Annotated in this window: 3 protein-coding genes and 1 pseudogene; 2 read left to right on the forward strand and 2 right to left on the reverse strand. The window is 57.0% G+C overall.

What is annotated here, in order from left to right:
* Positions 1-91: 91 nt before the first annotated feature.
* Positions 92-13,414 (reverse strand): autotransporter-associated beta strand repeat-containing protein, encoded by a 13,323-nt coding sequence (locus ACIQVE_RS01685; RefSeq protein WP_402803903.1) that lies wholly within the window; start codon positions 13,412-13,414, stop codon positions 92-94.
* Between the two features lie 1,929 nt (positions 13,415-15,343).
* Here ACIQVE_RS01685 and ACIQVE_RS01690 point away from each other — a divergent pair.
* Positions 15,344-16,310 (forward strand): annotated as a pseudogene (locus ACIQVE_RS01690) (IS5 family transposase).
* Between the two features lie 374 nt (positions 16,311-16,684).
* Here the strand turns inward: ACIQVE_RS01690 and ACIQVE_RS01695 are convergent.
* A complete protein-coding gene (locus ACIQVE_RS01695; RefSeq protein WP_402803905.1) occupies positions 16,685-17,347 on the reverse strand; it encodes a DUF1120 domain-containing protein in 663 nt (220 codons plus the stop codon).
* Between the two features lie 435 nt (positions 17,348-17,782).
* Between ACIQVE_RS01695 and ACIQVE_RS01700 the strand changes: the two genes are divergently transcribed.
* The gene (locus ACIQVE_RS01700) at positions 17,783-17,971 is read left to right on the forward strand and encodes a DUF6500 family protein (RefSeq protein WP_402804041.1); all 189 of its coding nucleotides are present in this window, start codon (positions 17,783-17,785) and stop codon (positions 17,969-17,971) included.
* Positions 17,972-18,321: the final 350 nt, after the last annotated feature.

Here is an 18,321-nt window from a genome sequence, read left to right on the forward strand (position 1 = left end):
TGTACAACGTTGAAGAGGAGCCGCTTTTCTTGACTTCCCCACCCTTGTCGCAAGTGAACGCCATCCATGGCGGTTCTATCTTGCGAGCAGACTAGAACGGTACGGACAGTGCCACGGTTACACCATGATCGGCGTAGCCGCTGCTGAAATGACCGCGATATCCCACGCTGAGCCGCGCATCCGATTTGAAGTCAATAGCCACGCCGGCTTCTACGGGAATGCTGTCGCGGCCAATCGGCGCACCTTCAATGTTAAAGGCTGAAGAGCCGGCCAGTCGGAAAGTACGATCAGGTGTGTTGTCATCTAGCAATCGTTGCCAGGCAAGAGACCCGGTGGCCAACACCGTTGCTGATCCGACGCGCCCGATTTGGGCCGCGGCCCGTACGCCGGTCGTCGAGTAGGTCAAGTGCTCTTCGGTGTCTTCACCCGACAGGGCTGCCGTGCCTCCTGTCTCATTGAAACTGTCATTTCCCCCCTGATGGACATATGCCAAACCGGCGAAGGGCTCCATCTCCATACCCGGCATGCGTACTTTATAAGAAAGCTCCGCAAACACCTGGTTGGTTGCCACGTCATAGTCCGCCTTCAGAGACTGTCGATTACCCGCCAGGTTAACCTGACGTTTAGAGTCGATGGCATGCTGGGTGTGTACTGCCCCCAGATGAACGCCAACGGCTCCAAACACAGCATTGGCATACCCTCCCACATGGTAGGAATGTACATCCGCCGAGGACTGCCGCTCGCTGACATCGACACTGCGTTTTTCGTATCCGGTCACCAGCCCGACTCGCCAGTTATCCGTGGCCGGCAGATCGCCTCCCAAGTACAGCCCAGTCACGTCACGTTTGACTTCAGCCGTGTTGCTCGTACTGTCGGTGGTGCCGTAGGTACCAATCGCCTGGCCCCAAATCGTCACGTTGCCAAAATGATCCTGGGCCTGCGATGAGCACGTGGAAAGGCGCCGATCATCCTTGTTGCGTTCGTCATACTGTTCCTGTTGAGCGAGACAGGTGCGGTTAAGCGTGGCTTGTCGAATCAGCCGGCTGTCATCCAACAAAGTGCCAAACAAGCTGGAATGGAGCTCCCCACTCAACTGGTTATAAGCATTTCGCACCGCCTCGGTATCGGGCAGGTTAAGCACCGACCTGAACAGCGGAGAATCGTTGCTCAGCGACTGCAACCCCCTTGCCAGACTCGCTTGATTGGAAGATACGGCCAAGTCTGGGAACGCTGTATCGTTGCGTTCGACTTCAAGAAATACAGTGCTTGGGTCATAACCCAAAGACAGGTTCAGAAAAGGCAGCGAGAACAGGGTCCGATCAAACGCCCCCGTAACACCGCCTGCCGCAGAAATGAGCGTCCACCTATTCCCGGGCTCATACGCACCCGCCGCGCTTAGAACATCCACCGTTCCGCCGGCGATCGTGACCACACCTGAGACGTTCAGGCGATCAGAGCCACCGGCAGGCTCTACTTCCACCGAAAATATCGAGCTTGGGGCGAAGCTGACATCACCTTCAACACTTAACGTGCCGACACTACCCCCCGGGGAGAGCGTGCCGGCGTTGACGACATCGCCTACGATTGTCCCGGCCCCGGACAAAGTTGCTTCAGTCCCCACCTCGACAGTCGCCGAGGTCAACCGACCCTCGACCTTCATCTGCCCTTCGCCGATCAACGTTGCCCGTGCATACGTCTGAGAGCCGGTCAGCGTGACGTCGCCGGAATTCATTTTATGCAGCACCTCAAAGCCGCTGATTGTATCGCCGCTGAGGGTCAGTGACTCAGCGCTGTTCAAGACCAGCGTGTCACCCTCGGAGCCGTTCGTCCCACCGTCGATGTGTCCGGTCATGGCGGTAAGATCGGCGCCACTATTGAGAGTCATCGTATCGTCACCGCCACACAGATCAATGACACCCGAACCGCGAATCGCCCCAGAAACATCGAGCGAATCGTTACCATCCCCGCAGCCGTAAGCTCCGTCGACGGCGAGGGTTGCCCCCTGCACAATCTGAGTTTGCAGGGTCCCTCCGTCCGGCGCTGCCACTGCCGAGCCGCTCGACACGGCGAGCGTGCCGGCATTGATATTGACCGTGGAAAAATCTGACACTTCACTGCCACCCAAGGTCAGCGTGCCGCCCCCGGTTTTGTTGAGCGCTTCGATATTGGTCGTAGTAGCCAGCGTCGCCAACGTGGCGATGTCTGCCTCAAGCGTATCGCTACCTACGCCTGCGTCCACCACGCCATTGAAGGTTGAGAAGTCGGCGCCGTCTTGCACGATCAGGGTGTCGTCTCCCTCTCTAAGGTCGAGGCTGCCAGTCCCCTCCACGCGACCAGCCAGTTGGAAGATGTCGGCACCTGCAGTGCCTGCCAATCGCCCATCGGCGAGCGCTAAAGTCGCCCCGTTGACAAGGTTGAGCGTGTTTGTGACCACCTCATCCATAACCTTGAGCGTGCCCTCGCTGATGGTCGTATTGATAAACGCCGATGATCCCGTCAGATGGAGTGTGCCTGCCCCAGATTTATCCAAGGACTCGAAGCCGTCGAGCCCGCCCAATACTGCCGTTCGAGTCGCCGATACGTTGGTGTTCAGCGTATCGTTGCCCGCCCCGGCATCGAGCGTGCCCGTCACAACCGTCGTGTCGTACACCTTGAAGGTGTCATCACCGGCGCCGAGGTTGAAATCGCCAGCAATATTCAACGTACCCGCCACATCCAGGGTGTCATCCCCATCACCCAGCCGACCTGTGGCGGCAAGGGAGGCGCCCTCCTGCACCGAAACGGTATTGACCCCTGCACTGCCAGTGATCGCTATCGCCGGGCCGGTATGTCCCTCTGCCATGCTGCCAGTTGCTAACGCAAACTGAGTGTTGTCGAACATGGCCAGCGTATCGGTTTTCATGTGACTGGGAGCGCCTGCAGCACCGAGTGCTAACGCCCCGTCATTAAGTGCGACGTGATTCCAGGTTTGCGCACCGGTCAGCGTGACAGTGCCCGCCCCCTGTTTTTCCAACTGTTCAAAGTTAATGATGGCGCTGGCATCCATCGTCAGCTGTGAGGCAACGTGCATTACCACGCTGTCGCCGGCCGGCGTATGAGTGCCTCCATCCAGAGGATTAACCAGCCCGGACAGGTCCGCGCCATCGTGCAAGATTAGCGTATCGTCACCCGCACCCAGATACAGCACGCCGCTGCAAGTGAGGGTGCCGGCGATGTCCATGCGATCCCCCTGATCACTGCCCGTCCATGCTCCATCGACAGCAAGGGTGGCACCGTTCCACACCGTTGCATTTAACGCATTGCCGGTTTGCGCTACAACCGTGGAACCGCTTTCAATCGTCAGGCTACCGTTCTCCACGGTGACCGCTACTAACTCGGACGTGCCAGGGCCCGTCACGTTAAGCACACCGCCCCCACGCTTGGTCAGCGCCTCAAACTGCGTCAAAGCGCCCACCGCTGCCGTACCCGCCAAATCGTAAACACGGGTGTCGATACCGGCGCCGCCATTGACCGCTCCAATAATCGTGCTGTTGTCATGCAGGATGAGTGTGTCGTCCCCATCACCCAGCGTCACACTGCCGCTCAGCCCTGCATCAAGTGTTCCAGCCACATCGAGGGTATCATCGCCCTGCGCCAGGTCACCGGTCGCCCTCAGCGTTCCGCCAGAATTGACCACCACTACATTCGCACCGCTGGATCCGGTCAGCAGCATTGGCGTGCTGCCCGCCGCTCCGGCGTCACCGCTCACGGTCAGTGTCGTTGTATCGGTCGTGTTGCTGAAGGTGATGATTGGCGTATTCAAAGCGCCATCGATCTTCAGCTCGCCCGCATTGATGGTTGTGCCGCCGCTGAGGGTCTGCGCTCCCGCGAGCGTGGCCACGCCCGTATTATCCTTGTAGAGGGTTTCGAAATTGATGAGGCTGGCACCCAGTGAGAGGTCCGATGCGTTGTTCAGTACGACTTGATCGCCAGTGCCCAGTCCGCCATCCAGAGCGCTGCTCAAACCGCTCAGATCCGCGCCGTCGTTAAACGTCAGCACATCATCACCGTCTTCTAGATCCAGGCTGCCACTGCCGCTCAAGGCCCCCGCCACCGTCATGCGATCGTCGCCGCCGGAGCCGTGAAAGACACCATCGACGTTGAGTCGCGCGCCGGCGTCGATGGTGGTGTCGACGACGCCGACGACGCTTCCCTGCGGCGACACGTTCAGCGTGCCGCCCTGTACCGCTACAGTGGTGAAGCTGGAGGTCGACGGTCCATCGATGTTCAGCGTGCCAAGATTAGTTTTGGTCAGCAGCTCAAAGTTGTCGGCACCGCCTAATGTCGCGGTACCCGCGATGTCCGCCAACAGCAGGTCACTACCGCTGCCGCCATCAATGGCGTTGGTCAGCGCTCCCAAATCGGCGCCGTCATGCAAGGTCAGGGTATCGTCGCCATCAGCCAGATCAATCGTCCCACTGCCGCTTACAGTGCCGGCAATGTCCAGCCCATCGCTGAGCGCACTGCCGGTCCAACTGCCATCCACGTTCAGGGTCGCCCCCGAGCGAACCTCGGTCATGAGGGCATTACCGGGCTGCGCCACCACGCTTGCCGCAGCTTGCACATCCAGCACCCCGGCCTCGACCACCACCGCCGACAATTCAGAGGTGGCCGGCCCGGTCAAGTGAAGGGTACCCAGTCCGCGCTTGGTCAATCCTTCAAACTCCACCACGGCATCGACGTTTGCACTGCCGGCCAGGTCATAGACCTGGGTATCAACGCCATTCCCGCCAATGACAGTACCGATGACCGTTGTACCGTCATGCACCACGAAAGTGTCATCGCCGTCTCCCAGCAAGAGGTTGCCCCCTACACCAGCGTCCAGGATACCTAACACGTCCAGCAGGTCATCACCGGCCCCCAAATCACCGACGGCCCTTAGTGTTCCCGCAGAATCGACTACAACGGCATTCGCACCGCTGGATCCGGCCAGCAGCATTGGCGTGCTGGCCGACGCTCCGGCATCACCGCTCACGGTCAGTGTCGTTGTATCGGTCGTGTTGCTGAAGGTGATGACTGGCGTAATCAAAGCGCCATCGATCTTCAGTTCGCCCGCATTGATGGTGGCGCCGCCGCTGAAGGATTGCGTTCCCGCGAGCGTGGCAACGCCCGAATTATCCTTGTACAGGGTTTCGAAATTGATGAGGCTGGCACCCAGTGTGAGGTCCGATGCGTTGCTCAGTACGACTTGATCGCCAGCGCCCAGTCCGCCATCCAGAGCGCTGCTCAAGCCACTCAAATCCGCGCCGTCGTTCAACGTCAGCACATCATCGCCGTCTTCCAGATCCAGGCTGCCATTGCCGCTTAAAGCCCCCGCCACCGTCATACGATCGTCACCGCCGGAGCCGTGAAAGACACCATCGACGTTGAGTCGCGCGCCGGCGTCGATGGTGGTGTCGACGACGCCGACGACGCTTCCCTGCGGCGACACGTTCAGCGTGCCGCCCTGTACCGCTACAGTGGTGAAGCTGGAGGTCGACGGTCCATCGATGTTCAGCGTGCCAAGATTAGTTTTGGTCAGCAGCTCAAAGTTGTCGGCACCGCCTAATGTCGCGGTACCCGCGATGTCCGCCAACAGCAGGTCACTACCGCTGCCGCCATCAATGGCGTTGATCAGCGCTCCCAAATCGGCGCCGTCATGCAAGGTCAGGGTATCGTTGCCATCAGCCAGATCAATCGTCCCACTGCCGCTTACAGTGCCGGCAATGTCCAGCCCATCGCTGAGCGCACTGCCGGTCCAACTGCCATCCACGTTCAGGGTCGCCCCCGAGCGAACCTCGGTCATGAGGGCATTACCGGGCTGCGCCACAACGCTTGCCGCAGCCTGCACGTCCAGTATCCCGGCCTCGACCACCACCGCCGACAATTCAGAGGTGGCGGGCCCGGTCAGGTGAAGGGTACCCAGTCCGCGCTTGGTTAATCCTTCAAACTCAACCACGGCATCGACGTTGGCACTGCCGGCCAGGTCATAGACCTGGGTATCGACGCCATTCCCGCCGCTGACCGTACCGATGACCGTCGTACCGTCATGCACCACGAAGGTGTCATCGCCGTCTCCCAGCAAGAGGTTGCCCCCTACACCAGCGTCCAGGGTGCCGAACACGTCCAGCAGATCATCACCCAACCCAAGATCACCGACGGCCCTAAGCGTTCCACCCGCCCCCACCGTGACGGCATTCCTACCCGTAGAGCCATTCAACTGCAGGGGCGCTCCTGCGGCTTGCGCAAGACCTTCAATCTGAAGTTGCGTATCGTCTGCCATGTCGATGGTGGGTGTTTCCAGTTGACCAGCCACGATCAGTGCACCGCCGAGAACGGTAGTTCCGCCACTAAAGGCTTGGTTGCCGGTCAACGTGGCCTCGCCCCGAAGATCCTTCTGCAAACGTTCAAACTGGGTGGTGTTACCGACGTCAATATTCAATGCCGCGGCGTTGTTCAGCAGCAGCACATCATCGAGCCCGGCCCCGCCGCTGACAGCCATGCTCAGGACGGCGCCATCGTTTACCGTCAATATGTCATCGCCACCACACAAATCGACGACTCCACCGCCCGCAACAGTCCCTGACACATCCATACGGTCATTGCCGGCGCCGCAGCCATAACTACCATCCACATTTAGTAGGGCGCCCGCTCCGACGACAGTAAGCAGTTCGCTACCGGGTGCGGCCGTTACGACTCCGCCGCCCGTGATGTCCAATGTGCCATCCATGACTTGGACTTGGGTGAAGTCAGAATCCAACGGCCCATTAATACCAAGGACCCCGACACCGGTTTTGAACAGAGTCTCAAACCCTTGCACGGCCCCAAGCTGAGCAGTGGTGGCGATGTCTGTGTTGAAAACATCGTTGCCAGCCCCCCCCGCTACGGTGCCATCAATCACGGTGTCGTCATGGATGGTCAGGGTGTCGTCGTCGTCGCCCAGATCTAAAATGCCGCTGCCAGTGGACAAATTGCCACCCACATCCAGCACATCATTACCTGCACCCAGATCACCATTGATAGCGGCCGAACCATTGACGGTCAGGAGGTTACTCCCTGCGCTACCGAAGACTGCACTCGTGCTGCCAGCCCCCCCTTGCACTGTTCCGTTGACCGTTAATGCCGTGTCGTCAAACAGACTGATGGCGGCAGTTTCCATATCGCCGTCGACATTCAGCGCCCCCTCAACGATGGACACCTCATCAGCGAACGCCTGGCTACCCGTCATACTGGCGACACCGGCGTTGAGCTTGAGCAGTTGTTCGAAATTGCTGGTTTGGGCCCCGTCAAAAGTTAAAGCAAGTGCATTGTTGAGGATCAACACATCGCTGTTGACCGCACTCCCAGCGTCGACTCCTGGCCCTTCGATCAGCGCACCGTCTTCCAAAGTCAGCGTGTCATCGCCAGCCCCAAGCTCCAGCGCCGAACCGCTGGTGTCCAGCAAACCGGCCACAAATAGCGTGTCGTCCCCGTCATCTAGGTCACCATTAACCCTTAGGATGCCACCACTGCTAACGCGAACATCATTAACCCCAGTGCTGCCCAGTAGCAGGGTTGTCGTCCCCGCCCCACCATCGACCGTACCGCTGACGTCCAGCGTCGTGTCATCGGCTAACAGCACCAGGGGCGTCTCCAGCGTACCGGCAACCTCCAACGTTCCGTCGCCAACAAACGTACTGGAGGTGTAAATCTGAGTGCTGGTAAGCGTCAATACACCGGTATTAGTCTTCTGGAATTCTTCAAATCCACTGACGTCCGCAGCGTCGAAGGAGCCCGAGACGGCATTGTCAACGCGCAGAATATCGGTACCGACTTCGCTGCCGCCGTCGATACCCAGGCCGCCGTATTGAGCCCCGTCATAGAACGTCAAGCTGTCATCGCCTGCTCCCAGACTCAGTCCGAAGGAGCCCGTATGCAGAATCCCGGTAAGGTTCAAGGCGTCACTGCCATCGCCCATATCTCCATGAGCGATCAACTCTCCGGCTGCACCAACCTCAATCGTATTGTTCCCGGCATCACCATTGAGCACAGTAGTGGCTCCGCCGACCGCTTGCACTGTGCCCAAGACTGCCAGCGTAGAAGTCCCGGTCATGGCCAACGACGGGGTGGACAAAGAGCCGCTCACTTCCAAGGTACCCGCGCTGATCACCGTAGCACCGACGACATTGTTGGCGGACGTCAGCGTGGCGGTGCCCGCACCGATCTGCGCCAACGTGCCAGGACCACTCAAAGTGCCGCCCACAACAAAGTCGTTACCACGATTGAGCGACAGCGTAGATGTGGCCGAATCGATGATGACGTTACCGCCTCCTGCATTACCGGTGTTACCGCCATTGCCAATCATCAGGTTGCCGTTATTAATGACGGTGTTGCCGGTGAATGTGTTATTGCCGGTTAACGCCCAGCTCCCGCTGTCGTTTTTAGCCAGAGTGGTCGCACCAGTGCCATTATCTGCAATGGTTCCCCCAAGGGTATTCATGCCTGTGTTGGTTCCGCCGAGCGCGATGGTGCGCGCGGTGTTGGTACCCGACAGCGTGACGGCACCTGTGTTGGAAAAGTTGATCGCACCGGTGCCGGATGATTCGATGAAAGTAACCCCGGGGGCCAACGTGAACAAACGATCAGTGCTGTCCCCACTACCGACGTAACGCAGGGTTGATCCGTTACCAATGACCAAGTTACTCGCGGCAACGGATGAAGCACCAATGCTGCTCGCGAAGCCGCCGTCGGCTAAATCGGTAACGCTAAGGACGCCCCCACCAATATTGGTGGCTCCCGTGTAGGTATTGTTCGCATTAGCCAGCACCCAGGTTCCGCCGCCGGACTTGGTCATTGAAAGAGCACCGGTGCCATTGTTGGTCAGCAGCGCCGAGAATGTATTGTTGTTGGCATTGCTGCCGGCCAGAGAGAGTGTGCGTGCGGCATTGATGCCCGCCAGCCCCATAGGGCCGCTATTAGTTAATTGAAGAGGGCCGGAACCCGAGGCCTCAAGAGTCCCTCCGCTAGCCCCCAATGTAAACAATCGATCGCTGCTCGAGCCCGCACCAAGATATTGCAATGTGCCGCCATTAATCACCAGGTTGCTCGCAAGCACACCAGAACTGCCAATAGAACTGTTACTCCCGCCATTATTCAGGCAATTAACTGAAAGCATGCCGCCATTAATCGCAGTACTACCGCTATAACTGCTATTGCAGCCTGACAAAGTTTGATTCCCGGTGCCGCTTTTTACCAGGCCACCGCTGCCACTAATCGCGCCACCGTAGATCTGGTTTAAACCCTCATTGATCGACAGCGTGCCTGCTCCAAGACTGACGTTGCCGCCAGTGGCTCCCCCTCCACTAAGGTAGCGCGCGGTTTCGTTGAAACCGGCGAGGTCGATTGCGGTGCCGGCCGAATTAATCAGATTTATCCCGCCCGTGCCGAAAGCTTGTGTGGACCCCGCTCGCAACGTGCCCGCTTCGACCGAGGTGTTGCCGGTGTAAGTGTTGATACCGGAAAGAACCAGCGTGCCGGGGCCGCGCTTGGACAGTTGTCCCCCGCCCACGACCGGACCGCTGAACATCAGGGTAGTTGCGGCATTATTGACCTGAATCGCGCCCGCGCCTCCTCCCAAAGTCATACCCCTGTTGGTATTTACCGTGCCTCCGGTGTAGGCAAGCACACCGCTGGTGAGAACCAAATTGCTGGCCGCATTACTGGATGCGCCGATGCCACTGTTGACACCACCATCGGCCAGACAATCGACGCTAACCGCACCACTACCGGAGATGGTGGTAACGCCGGTATAACTGTTGTTGCAGCCTGCCAGCACTTGTGTATTCACTCCCCCTGTTCGCATCAATCCGCCCGTGCCGCTGATGCTGCCGGCGTAGCTGGCGCTAGCTCCATTGAGCGTCAATGTTGAAGAGCCTAATGTCACGTTTCCCCCACTCGCCCCGCCTCCGGAAAGAAACCCCACGGTGTTGTTAAAACCGTTGAGATCCAGCGCGGTGCCAGTGGTATTGGCAAGCGTCACGCCGCCTACTCCGAAGGCCTGTGTGGACCCCGCGCGCAGTGTTCCGGCATTAATCACCGTGCCGCCGTTGTAGGTGTTGATGCCCGACAGTACCAGCGTGCCGGCCCCTTGTTTGGTGAGTGTCGCGACGGTCCCCACTGGTGTTGGAGCGAGCACCGCTGCGCCGCTAAGTGTCAGCGTGGAAGCAGCATTACTTACATCGATGGCTCCGTCATTGTTGCCAATGGTGAAGCCACGATTACTGCTCGCCGTCGCACCTGTGTATTCCAACTCACCGCCGTCGAGGATGAGATTGGACGACGCGCTGGTAGAGGCACCAATGCCGCTAACCTGTCCACCATTAGCCAGAGTGTTGACCGACAGCGTGCCTCCATTAACGGTGGTTACCCCTGCATAATTGTTACCGCCATTCGAAAGCGTGAGCGTACCTGGCCCGGTCTTGACCAAGCCGGCACCGTCACTGCTGGTGACAAGTCCACTGAAACTCAGGCTGCTCGATGCGTTGTTCACTTCGACGCCACCGCTCAAAATCGCGCCTGCCTTAGCCAGAGTGAAACCCCGATCGCTGCTTGTACTCGCCCCGGTGTAGCGTAGCGTTCCACCTTCCAGCATCAGATTGGAAGGATTCGCAGGCGATGCACCAATACCACTCGCCACTCCACCGTTGCCGATGTTGCCGACAGAGAGCATTCCTTGCGAAACAAGCGTGCCGCCCGTATAGGTGTTGATGTTGGTAAGCGTAACCAAGCCCGTACCGGCCTTAGCAAAGCCGACGCTGCCACTGTTGTCGGAGATTAGTGAACCGATTGTGAAGTTACCGGCGCTGTTCTGCTGAATTCCCAGTGAGCCTCCCCCCTGAGTGCCTGTGATTGTCCCGCCGGTGACAAGTTGATTATTCGTGCCTACTGTGGGTGCAACAATGATTGTGCCATCCACACCCAGCGTCTGCCCCCCGGCAATGGTCACTGTGGTGGCCACCGGTCTGGTGTAGCGCAAACCACCAAGCTGCAGGCTGCTGCCGAGCGTGCCGAAAAAGCCCGTCGTGTCGGTGATGAATTCATTAGCCAACCAGTTCGCCGCGTTGTCTTTTGGGGAATAGTCACTTAATGTAAAGGCTCTAATGTTTCCAGCAACGACCTTGGCGTAATCGGTACCATTAACCGTGGCCCAGCCGCCCAGCGAGGCGTTAGTGGTGGTAAGATTGCCGCTAACGGGGAGGCCAAAATTGATCAGCCCGCCGTTATGGGTGATGGCCCCGAAGTTCACGGTTGCGCTCCCCCCTGCCCCTGAAGTGGCATTGAACGTGTTATTACCTCCAGTTACGTTTAGACCATTAAAGGTTTGTGTAGTCCCAGTACCGCCCCCACCATTGACATTCAGCGCGCCTCCACCCATGTTTAATGTCGAGGCGCTGCTGACTATATTGCTGATCGGCGCGCCAGCCGACGCAAAATTAAGTCCTAACGCGCCCCCGTTTACCGTGGTCGCACCTGTGTAGGTATTGGCGCCGGTAAGCACCAACGTGCTTGCCCCTTGCTTGATGAGCCCACCAGTGCCGCTAATAATGCCCGCGTAGCTAGTGTTAATGCCGGCGGGAGCGTCTACTGTCAGCAATGCACTACCCAAGACAACACTTCCCCCTGTCCCGCCCAGTGATGTAAACGTTGTATCCAAGCCGTTGAGATCCAGTGCTCCACCGTTGACCACTGCACCGGCGAGCGCCCCAAAGGCTTGCGTGCTGCCGGCACGCAGTGTGCCGTCGTTAACCGTGGTAGTGCCAGAGTAGGTATTACCACCGTCGAGCACCCAAGTTGTGGTGCCGCTCTTGGCAAGGTTGCCGGAACCGGAGATGACGCCCGTGACGTGGTTATCGGCACCTGCAAAGTTCCCGCCGAGAGTAAAATTATTGGTGAGTGCCAGACCGCCGCCGAGTGTCAGCCCGCCGCTGCCATTGTTATTGATGGTGCCGTTATTGAGAGTCAGGGAACGATTGCTGCTGCCACCAATGCCGGTATAACTCAGTACGCCGCTACCGGAGATGGCGATGCCGCCGGCGGTACCGGTGCCGAAGGAGCTTGCTACGCCAGTATTGGCAAGTTCACTGGCTTGCACCGTAACGCCGCTGATCGCGCTATTGCCTGCATAGGTATTGGCGCCGCCAAGGGTGATGGTGCGTGCAGATCCGCCGCCAGAATAGTTGACCGGGCGATTATTGTTACTAGTGATCACACCCAGCAAATGGAGATCGGCCGTGTCAGCATTGAACGCGCCGAGGTTCATCGATCCTCCCACCAGCGCGATGCTACCGGTGAGAGTCAGTGCTCCCGTTCCTCCGTTACGAAACTGCACCGGCGCAGAGGGGCCGTTGGGCTGAATCTGCCAGTTTCGGTTGGAACTGCCTCCGGTGCCAATGTAGCTCAAGGTAGTGAGACTGCCACCGCCGGAACCAAAGAAAACAGTGCCATTAGCTACTGTGGTCGGCGCCCCCAGCGAACTGGCCACGCCCAGGTCAGCAATGGACGTGAACGAATAGTTGCCGTCTTGGACGCCGAACCTGGTTTGACCTGCATAGGTATTCGCATCGTTCGTCAAACTGACTCCAGCCGATGCCGTGAGGCCGCCGGCCCCAATGAAATGCGCCGAGCCTACACCCGCACCGCTGATAGTGACCGCCCCACCGCCAAGCGTAACCTCCCGGCTGGCGGGCAACGCCCCAGAGCTTTGCAGTGCAGTGCCATTGGCCATGCTTATACCATTGCTGAGTGCTCCAAGCGCCGCGTTACCATTGACTGTGAGTCTCCCCGCCCCCACGGTGATGCCACCACTGAAAGTGTTAACACCATTCAGGGACAAGGTGCCGCTGCCGCTTTTGATCAAACCTACTGCGCCGGCAATAGCTGAATTGATGATCGCTGTGACACTCGGGGCGGCAGTAATCGTTGGCGTTACCCCACCCAAGGTGAGTGTGCTTCCATTCAGCGTGTAGCCAGTCGTCTGAAAGGTCAGATTTTGAATATTGATCGGTAGACCCAGCGTCACAGTGCCCGCAGTGCCGCTAAAGTTCGCGTCATCGAACCCACTGTTACTCCAGGGTATGAAAGGGCCGCTCACACCATCGCCATTTCCGCTCCAAGGCGCACTGGCGGTATTCCAAATGCCGCTTCCACCCAAGCCGACCCCTGTGCCATTAACATCCCAATAGCGAATGGCCGCACTTAAATGAGGTACAGCCATGCATAAGCTCAGCATTACAACAATTTTGCTCACCTTTTTTTGACGGTTGGCGTTACGGCCTTTGCCTCGGGCCTTCGCATGCTCGCAAACCGCGACGAAGGTATTCGCACTAGAGTTCCAGACAACCCGAAATACGTGGTTCATGACTTTTCTCCGTCCGGCTTGAGGTCCTGCCTTATCGATCACGCTTGAAAAGTGCGCGTTGACAGTCCCACGCGCTGGACGTATTTCAAATTCCGCGAGCTACATACGCAGATGCAAATACTGGCTCCGTGCTCGGAAACATAGCTGTTCGGATGGTTTGGCAGCAGTCATTGAGAGCTCCCTAGTGCTCTCTGGTGTTAGCTCATTAACCAATAGCTCACATATTGAACTTTCACCACTACATCACTGCAGCGAACGATCACTATCAGAGTGAACAGCCCCCGTCGCAGCCAAGGTCTCTTCTTAATGCACCCTGGCTGTGACGGACTAGCATTTATTTGATGCAGAGAATATGCGCCGCAGCAGCAGTGCTTGAATGCAGGTCTCCGGAAAAAAGCAAACGCATGGTCGATGACTTGCGCGGGAATGAGGGTTTAATTTCCCCATGAAAAAAAGCATCGTCAGCTTTTGCATGAGGTGGATAATCAAACTACTAGGAAAGTGGCCCATTGCAACGACTCGGTGCTGCCGTGTGAGGTACGCAGGAGCTGAGCGTCAGTCGGTCGCGTGCCACCTCAGCCGCGCACAAAAGCCCGCCTCATTTGCTCGAGCCAGTTGAATCGCTGACGCTCAAGGCGACCTCGTCTTTACGGCCTGCTGTAGCGTTTGTTGACCCCGGCGACGCCCCCCTCCCCACCAACGGCTCGAGTTTTATAACTGTGGTCGTAATCGAGCTCCATCCTCAGACTCGAGCACCTTTGTGTATAAACATCCAGGCTCACCCTACTACATCTTGACCACCGCTCTCAGAAGAGCGCGCTGCTCATGAGTGGGGCCCCACGTTGCTGTGACCCTGACCGTCGAGCTAGCAGCCCTATTGCCAACTCATAACGTGATGCGCCAGGCTTAATTCGATCGTGCAGGTCGGTGGTTATGAACCGCTCCGTCGAGCACTATTTGAGCGCGATGGATCGCGCGCCCATACTGACGACAGGGTGCTCCATTTAGCGCTGCGCCGCGTGCCCGCCATCAATTTATTGCAAAAATACCCAAGAGCGCATTCTGTCAACGTGTATCGCAACCATCGAGTTCGAGCATGAATACGTCGGCGAAGCGCCCCTGCTCAGAGCCGGTGAATTACTGGTTATCCTGCGTGTACTCACACAGCCCCCCAGAGAGGACCACGCCGCCCCCGTTGACAGACACCTTCATCCACGTCATGCACAATTAATCTTACCGGGTCCCCATGACAGACAATCCACGCGCCCTGTTAATGATCTGACGCTTGGAAATCGTTAAATTGCTCTTATCTTAGAAACAGACAGACACTTAGCAGCTCACGCGGTTTCGGGTAGATCTAACACCCGGTTCTGAGCAGACAAAGTGAATGGGTTTCTGATTAATACAGAGGATGGCAGATGGAGCTCGTGTGGGGTGCGGACTGCGTGATCGCTGGGCAGCCCTATCTAGGGTTCCCATTCTGCTGTGGGACTCGATGGAGAGCTGCGTCCAGGCCAATCAGTTCTGTTGCCATTATCTGCTTCGCGGTGCCATTGGCTCTGACGATTCCTGGCCTAGTACCGGCCGCGCACTGAACAACTTCTTCAGCTTTCTTCACGCTCATGAGATTGACCGGCGCGACGTAGATCGTGGTGAGGCACAAAAATCTTGTGGCGGCCTATCGGGACTACTGCTCGGTGATTTGTGGACTCGCACGGAGCACCACTTACCAGCACCTAACTTACATCTGCAAGTTCTATGAATTCGCGCTGAATGAGGGGTGGGGTGAAGCGCCTCCCTTCGACTATGAAGAAGAACGCACCGTAAAACGCGAAACGAGCTTCCTTGAGCATAGTGATGCTAGGGAAATTCTGAAGAAGACTTCCAAACTTAGGCAAACTACCCAGACTCCACCCGACGAGTTTTCCGATGAAGCAGATGACCTTCGCCGATGCCGAATACGCCGGCAAGCGTAAGCAGACCCGCAAAGAGTTGTTCCTGATCGAGATGGATCGGGTGGTGCCCTGGAAGCGACTGATTACTCTGATCGAACCGCATTACCCGAAGGGTGATGGCGGTCGTCCGGCTTATCCACTGATGGCGATGCTGCGTGTTCACCTATTGCAAAATTGGTTCGGCTACAGCGACCCAGCGATGGAAGAGGCCCTGTACGAGACGACGATTCTGCGCCAGTTTTCTGGGCTGAACCTGGAGCGCATCCCCGACGAAACCACGATCCTCAACTTTCGTCGTCTGCTGGAGAAGCACGAACTAGCTGCCGGAATTCTGGGTGTGATCAATGGCTATCTGGGCGACCGAGGACTGTCGCTGCGCCAAGGCACGATCGTTGATGCAACCCTGATCAATGCTCCAAGTTCGACTAAGAACAAGGACGGTAAGCGCGATCCAGAAATGCACCAAACGAAGAAAGGCAACCAGTATTACTTCGGCGCGAAAGCCCACATTGGTGTCGACGATGAGTCGGGGCTGGTGCACAGCGTAGTGATCACCGCAGCCAATGTGGCGGACGTTACGCAGGTCGACAAACTGCTGCACGGCGAAGAGAACGTGGTGAGTGCCGATGCCGGTTACACCGGGATCGAGAAGCGTCCAGAGCATGACGGTCGTGAGGTCATCTGGCAGATCGCGGCCCGGCGCAGCACCTACCGGAAACTGGGCAAGCGCAGCGCTCTGTACAAAGCCCGGAGCAAAATCGCAGGTACGGGCGAAGGTCGAGCACCCGTTCAGAGTGATCAAACGCCAGTTTGGTTATGTGAAAGTGCGCTTCCGTGGCCTGGCCAAGAATACGGCGCAGATGATGACGCTGTTCGCGCTGTCGAATCTGTGGATGGCGCGCCGACATTTACTAACGAATACAGGAGAGGTGCGCCTGTAATGTGGGGAATAGCCGCTGCGAAGTGCTCGCAACGGCTAAAAGACAGAAATGAGTGAGCGATCAGAGCATTTTTGATCGACTTGCCACTTTCAAAGTCGGCGCTGGCCGAAGGCAGCCCAAAACACGTGGCTACTTCAGACCATCCTTAAGCGACCGGTATTGCACGCGGTCGAAAACTAACTAAGCACGGTGCAACGTATTACAGGTATATCAGTTCGATGGTCGCGGAGCCATTCAGCGTAATATCGGCGCTTTGGTTCAGATTACTCATCTCAATAGTTAAAAGCGGAGATACTTGCTGGCTAAGTGACGTGATAGGTTCAGGCCCAAAACCTATGCCGGTATTCCATGAGGATAATGACGAAACAAAAAAATTAAATGTAAACCAATTCGAAAGTTGCTGAACCGTCTAGTTCAATTTCTTCGCTTAAATCTAGGTCATTTGTTGGGCCAATGGAAGCGACGATGCTAAGTAACGCCGAAACAGAGGTAATAGGGGTCGGGGGCTTAGTACCCGCGCCGTAAGCTGTCGACCATGACTGCACATGTGTTGGGGTTGACTGTATGATAGCTCCACCACCCGTGGAAGACCAAACTCCGGAGTTGAAATGAACCCAATACCCCGGCCCTCCATCAAGTGTTACGTTGTCCATCTTGTGAATGGTATAACCGCCAATGTTATTGCCTTGGGCATCTTGGCCTAAGCCGTAAGTTGTTGTGGTGTTGTTATAGCCATCAGCATCAACCGTTGAGTTCTCGGTTCCTTCCCGATTGTCCGATATGATAAATCCCGCTAAGGTCGGCTGACTGCACAGAATACTCACAGTCGCTTGCTTTACCCCTGGAAGAGAAGTCGATTCCGTAGGACTTAATGTACTATAGTCTATGCTAGCATAATCTATTTGCTGAGTATCTAAACTAATACTGCAAGCTCCTGGAGTAATAGTTCCGGTAACACTAATGTCCACCGAGTTAGCGGCCATGGCGGCGTTGGAAGCAAAGGCCAGGGCGAGGGGCAGCAGCAAAAGCTTTTTCATGTGGGGCTCCGAAGCTATCCCTTAACGTTGATTGTGTTTCGTTGGGCCTATTGTCTGCTTCGACTGACGGCAAGCAAAATCAGAAAGGCTCAAAAATTCGTCAAGGCGCAAACGGACGATTTTCACAGGCGAAGCGTTTATTCCGGGCCTTGCTGGTGTTTAGCTTCTGTCAGGCGCGAGCTAATCCGCCTCAATCGTGGTTAAAGGGGGCGGTGGGACTGGCTCAAGTGCGGCCAGCAAGCGACGTTGAGACGGTCGTGATTGAGCCCCACGGTTTACCCGTCCAGGCAAATGGCTCTGCGCACTCTGTGTGCCCACACAAGGGGCGGAAGGGGCTCGTAACGCGATGTCGTGAATATCGGCAGTTACCCGCCGAGAGGTTAAGCAATACCGCTAGAACTGATTAACAAGATCCTTGACGTCTGCACTCGAAAGATCGAGCAAAAAGGCGAAAACGTCGGACTTTCGTTTTATGCATTCTTTGCCAATAAGAACGATAACCCGCCGTTGCTCATGCACGCCGCGCACTGGTGGATCGTGGAAAACCAATTCGACCATTTTGAAAAAGCGGTCAAAATTAAACGAGCGGTGTTGGCTCTTTGCGAGCAACGCCAGATGAATTAACTAATTTTTGCTCGGCACTGATTTACGCCTTCATGGGGAAAAAGCCAGTTGCTTTATTGCCGCGTTGCCTGCTGGCTGATTGGGCGACCCACACCGGGCCTTTGATAACGATGGAGACTGGTTAGCCGACGTCTAACAGGAATCAAAACCGCAGCCGGCACGGAATAAACGTTTCGCCTGTGAAAACGCTCCGTTAGCGCCCTGACGATTTTTTGAGAATTTTTGATTTTTGTCACCTACGGCCCCGACGGATAATGGGCTCACAGATGGGCTCACAGATGGGCTCACAGATGGGCTCACAGATGGGCTCACAGATGGGCTCACAGATGGGCTCACAGATGGGCTCACAG

This window comes from Pseudomonas sp. NPDC098747, assembly GCF_044760045.1.
Lineage (GTDB): Bacteria > Pseudomonadota > Gammaproteobacteria > Pseudomonadales > Pseudomonadaceae > Aquipseudomonas.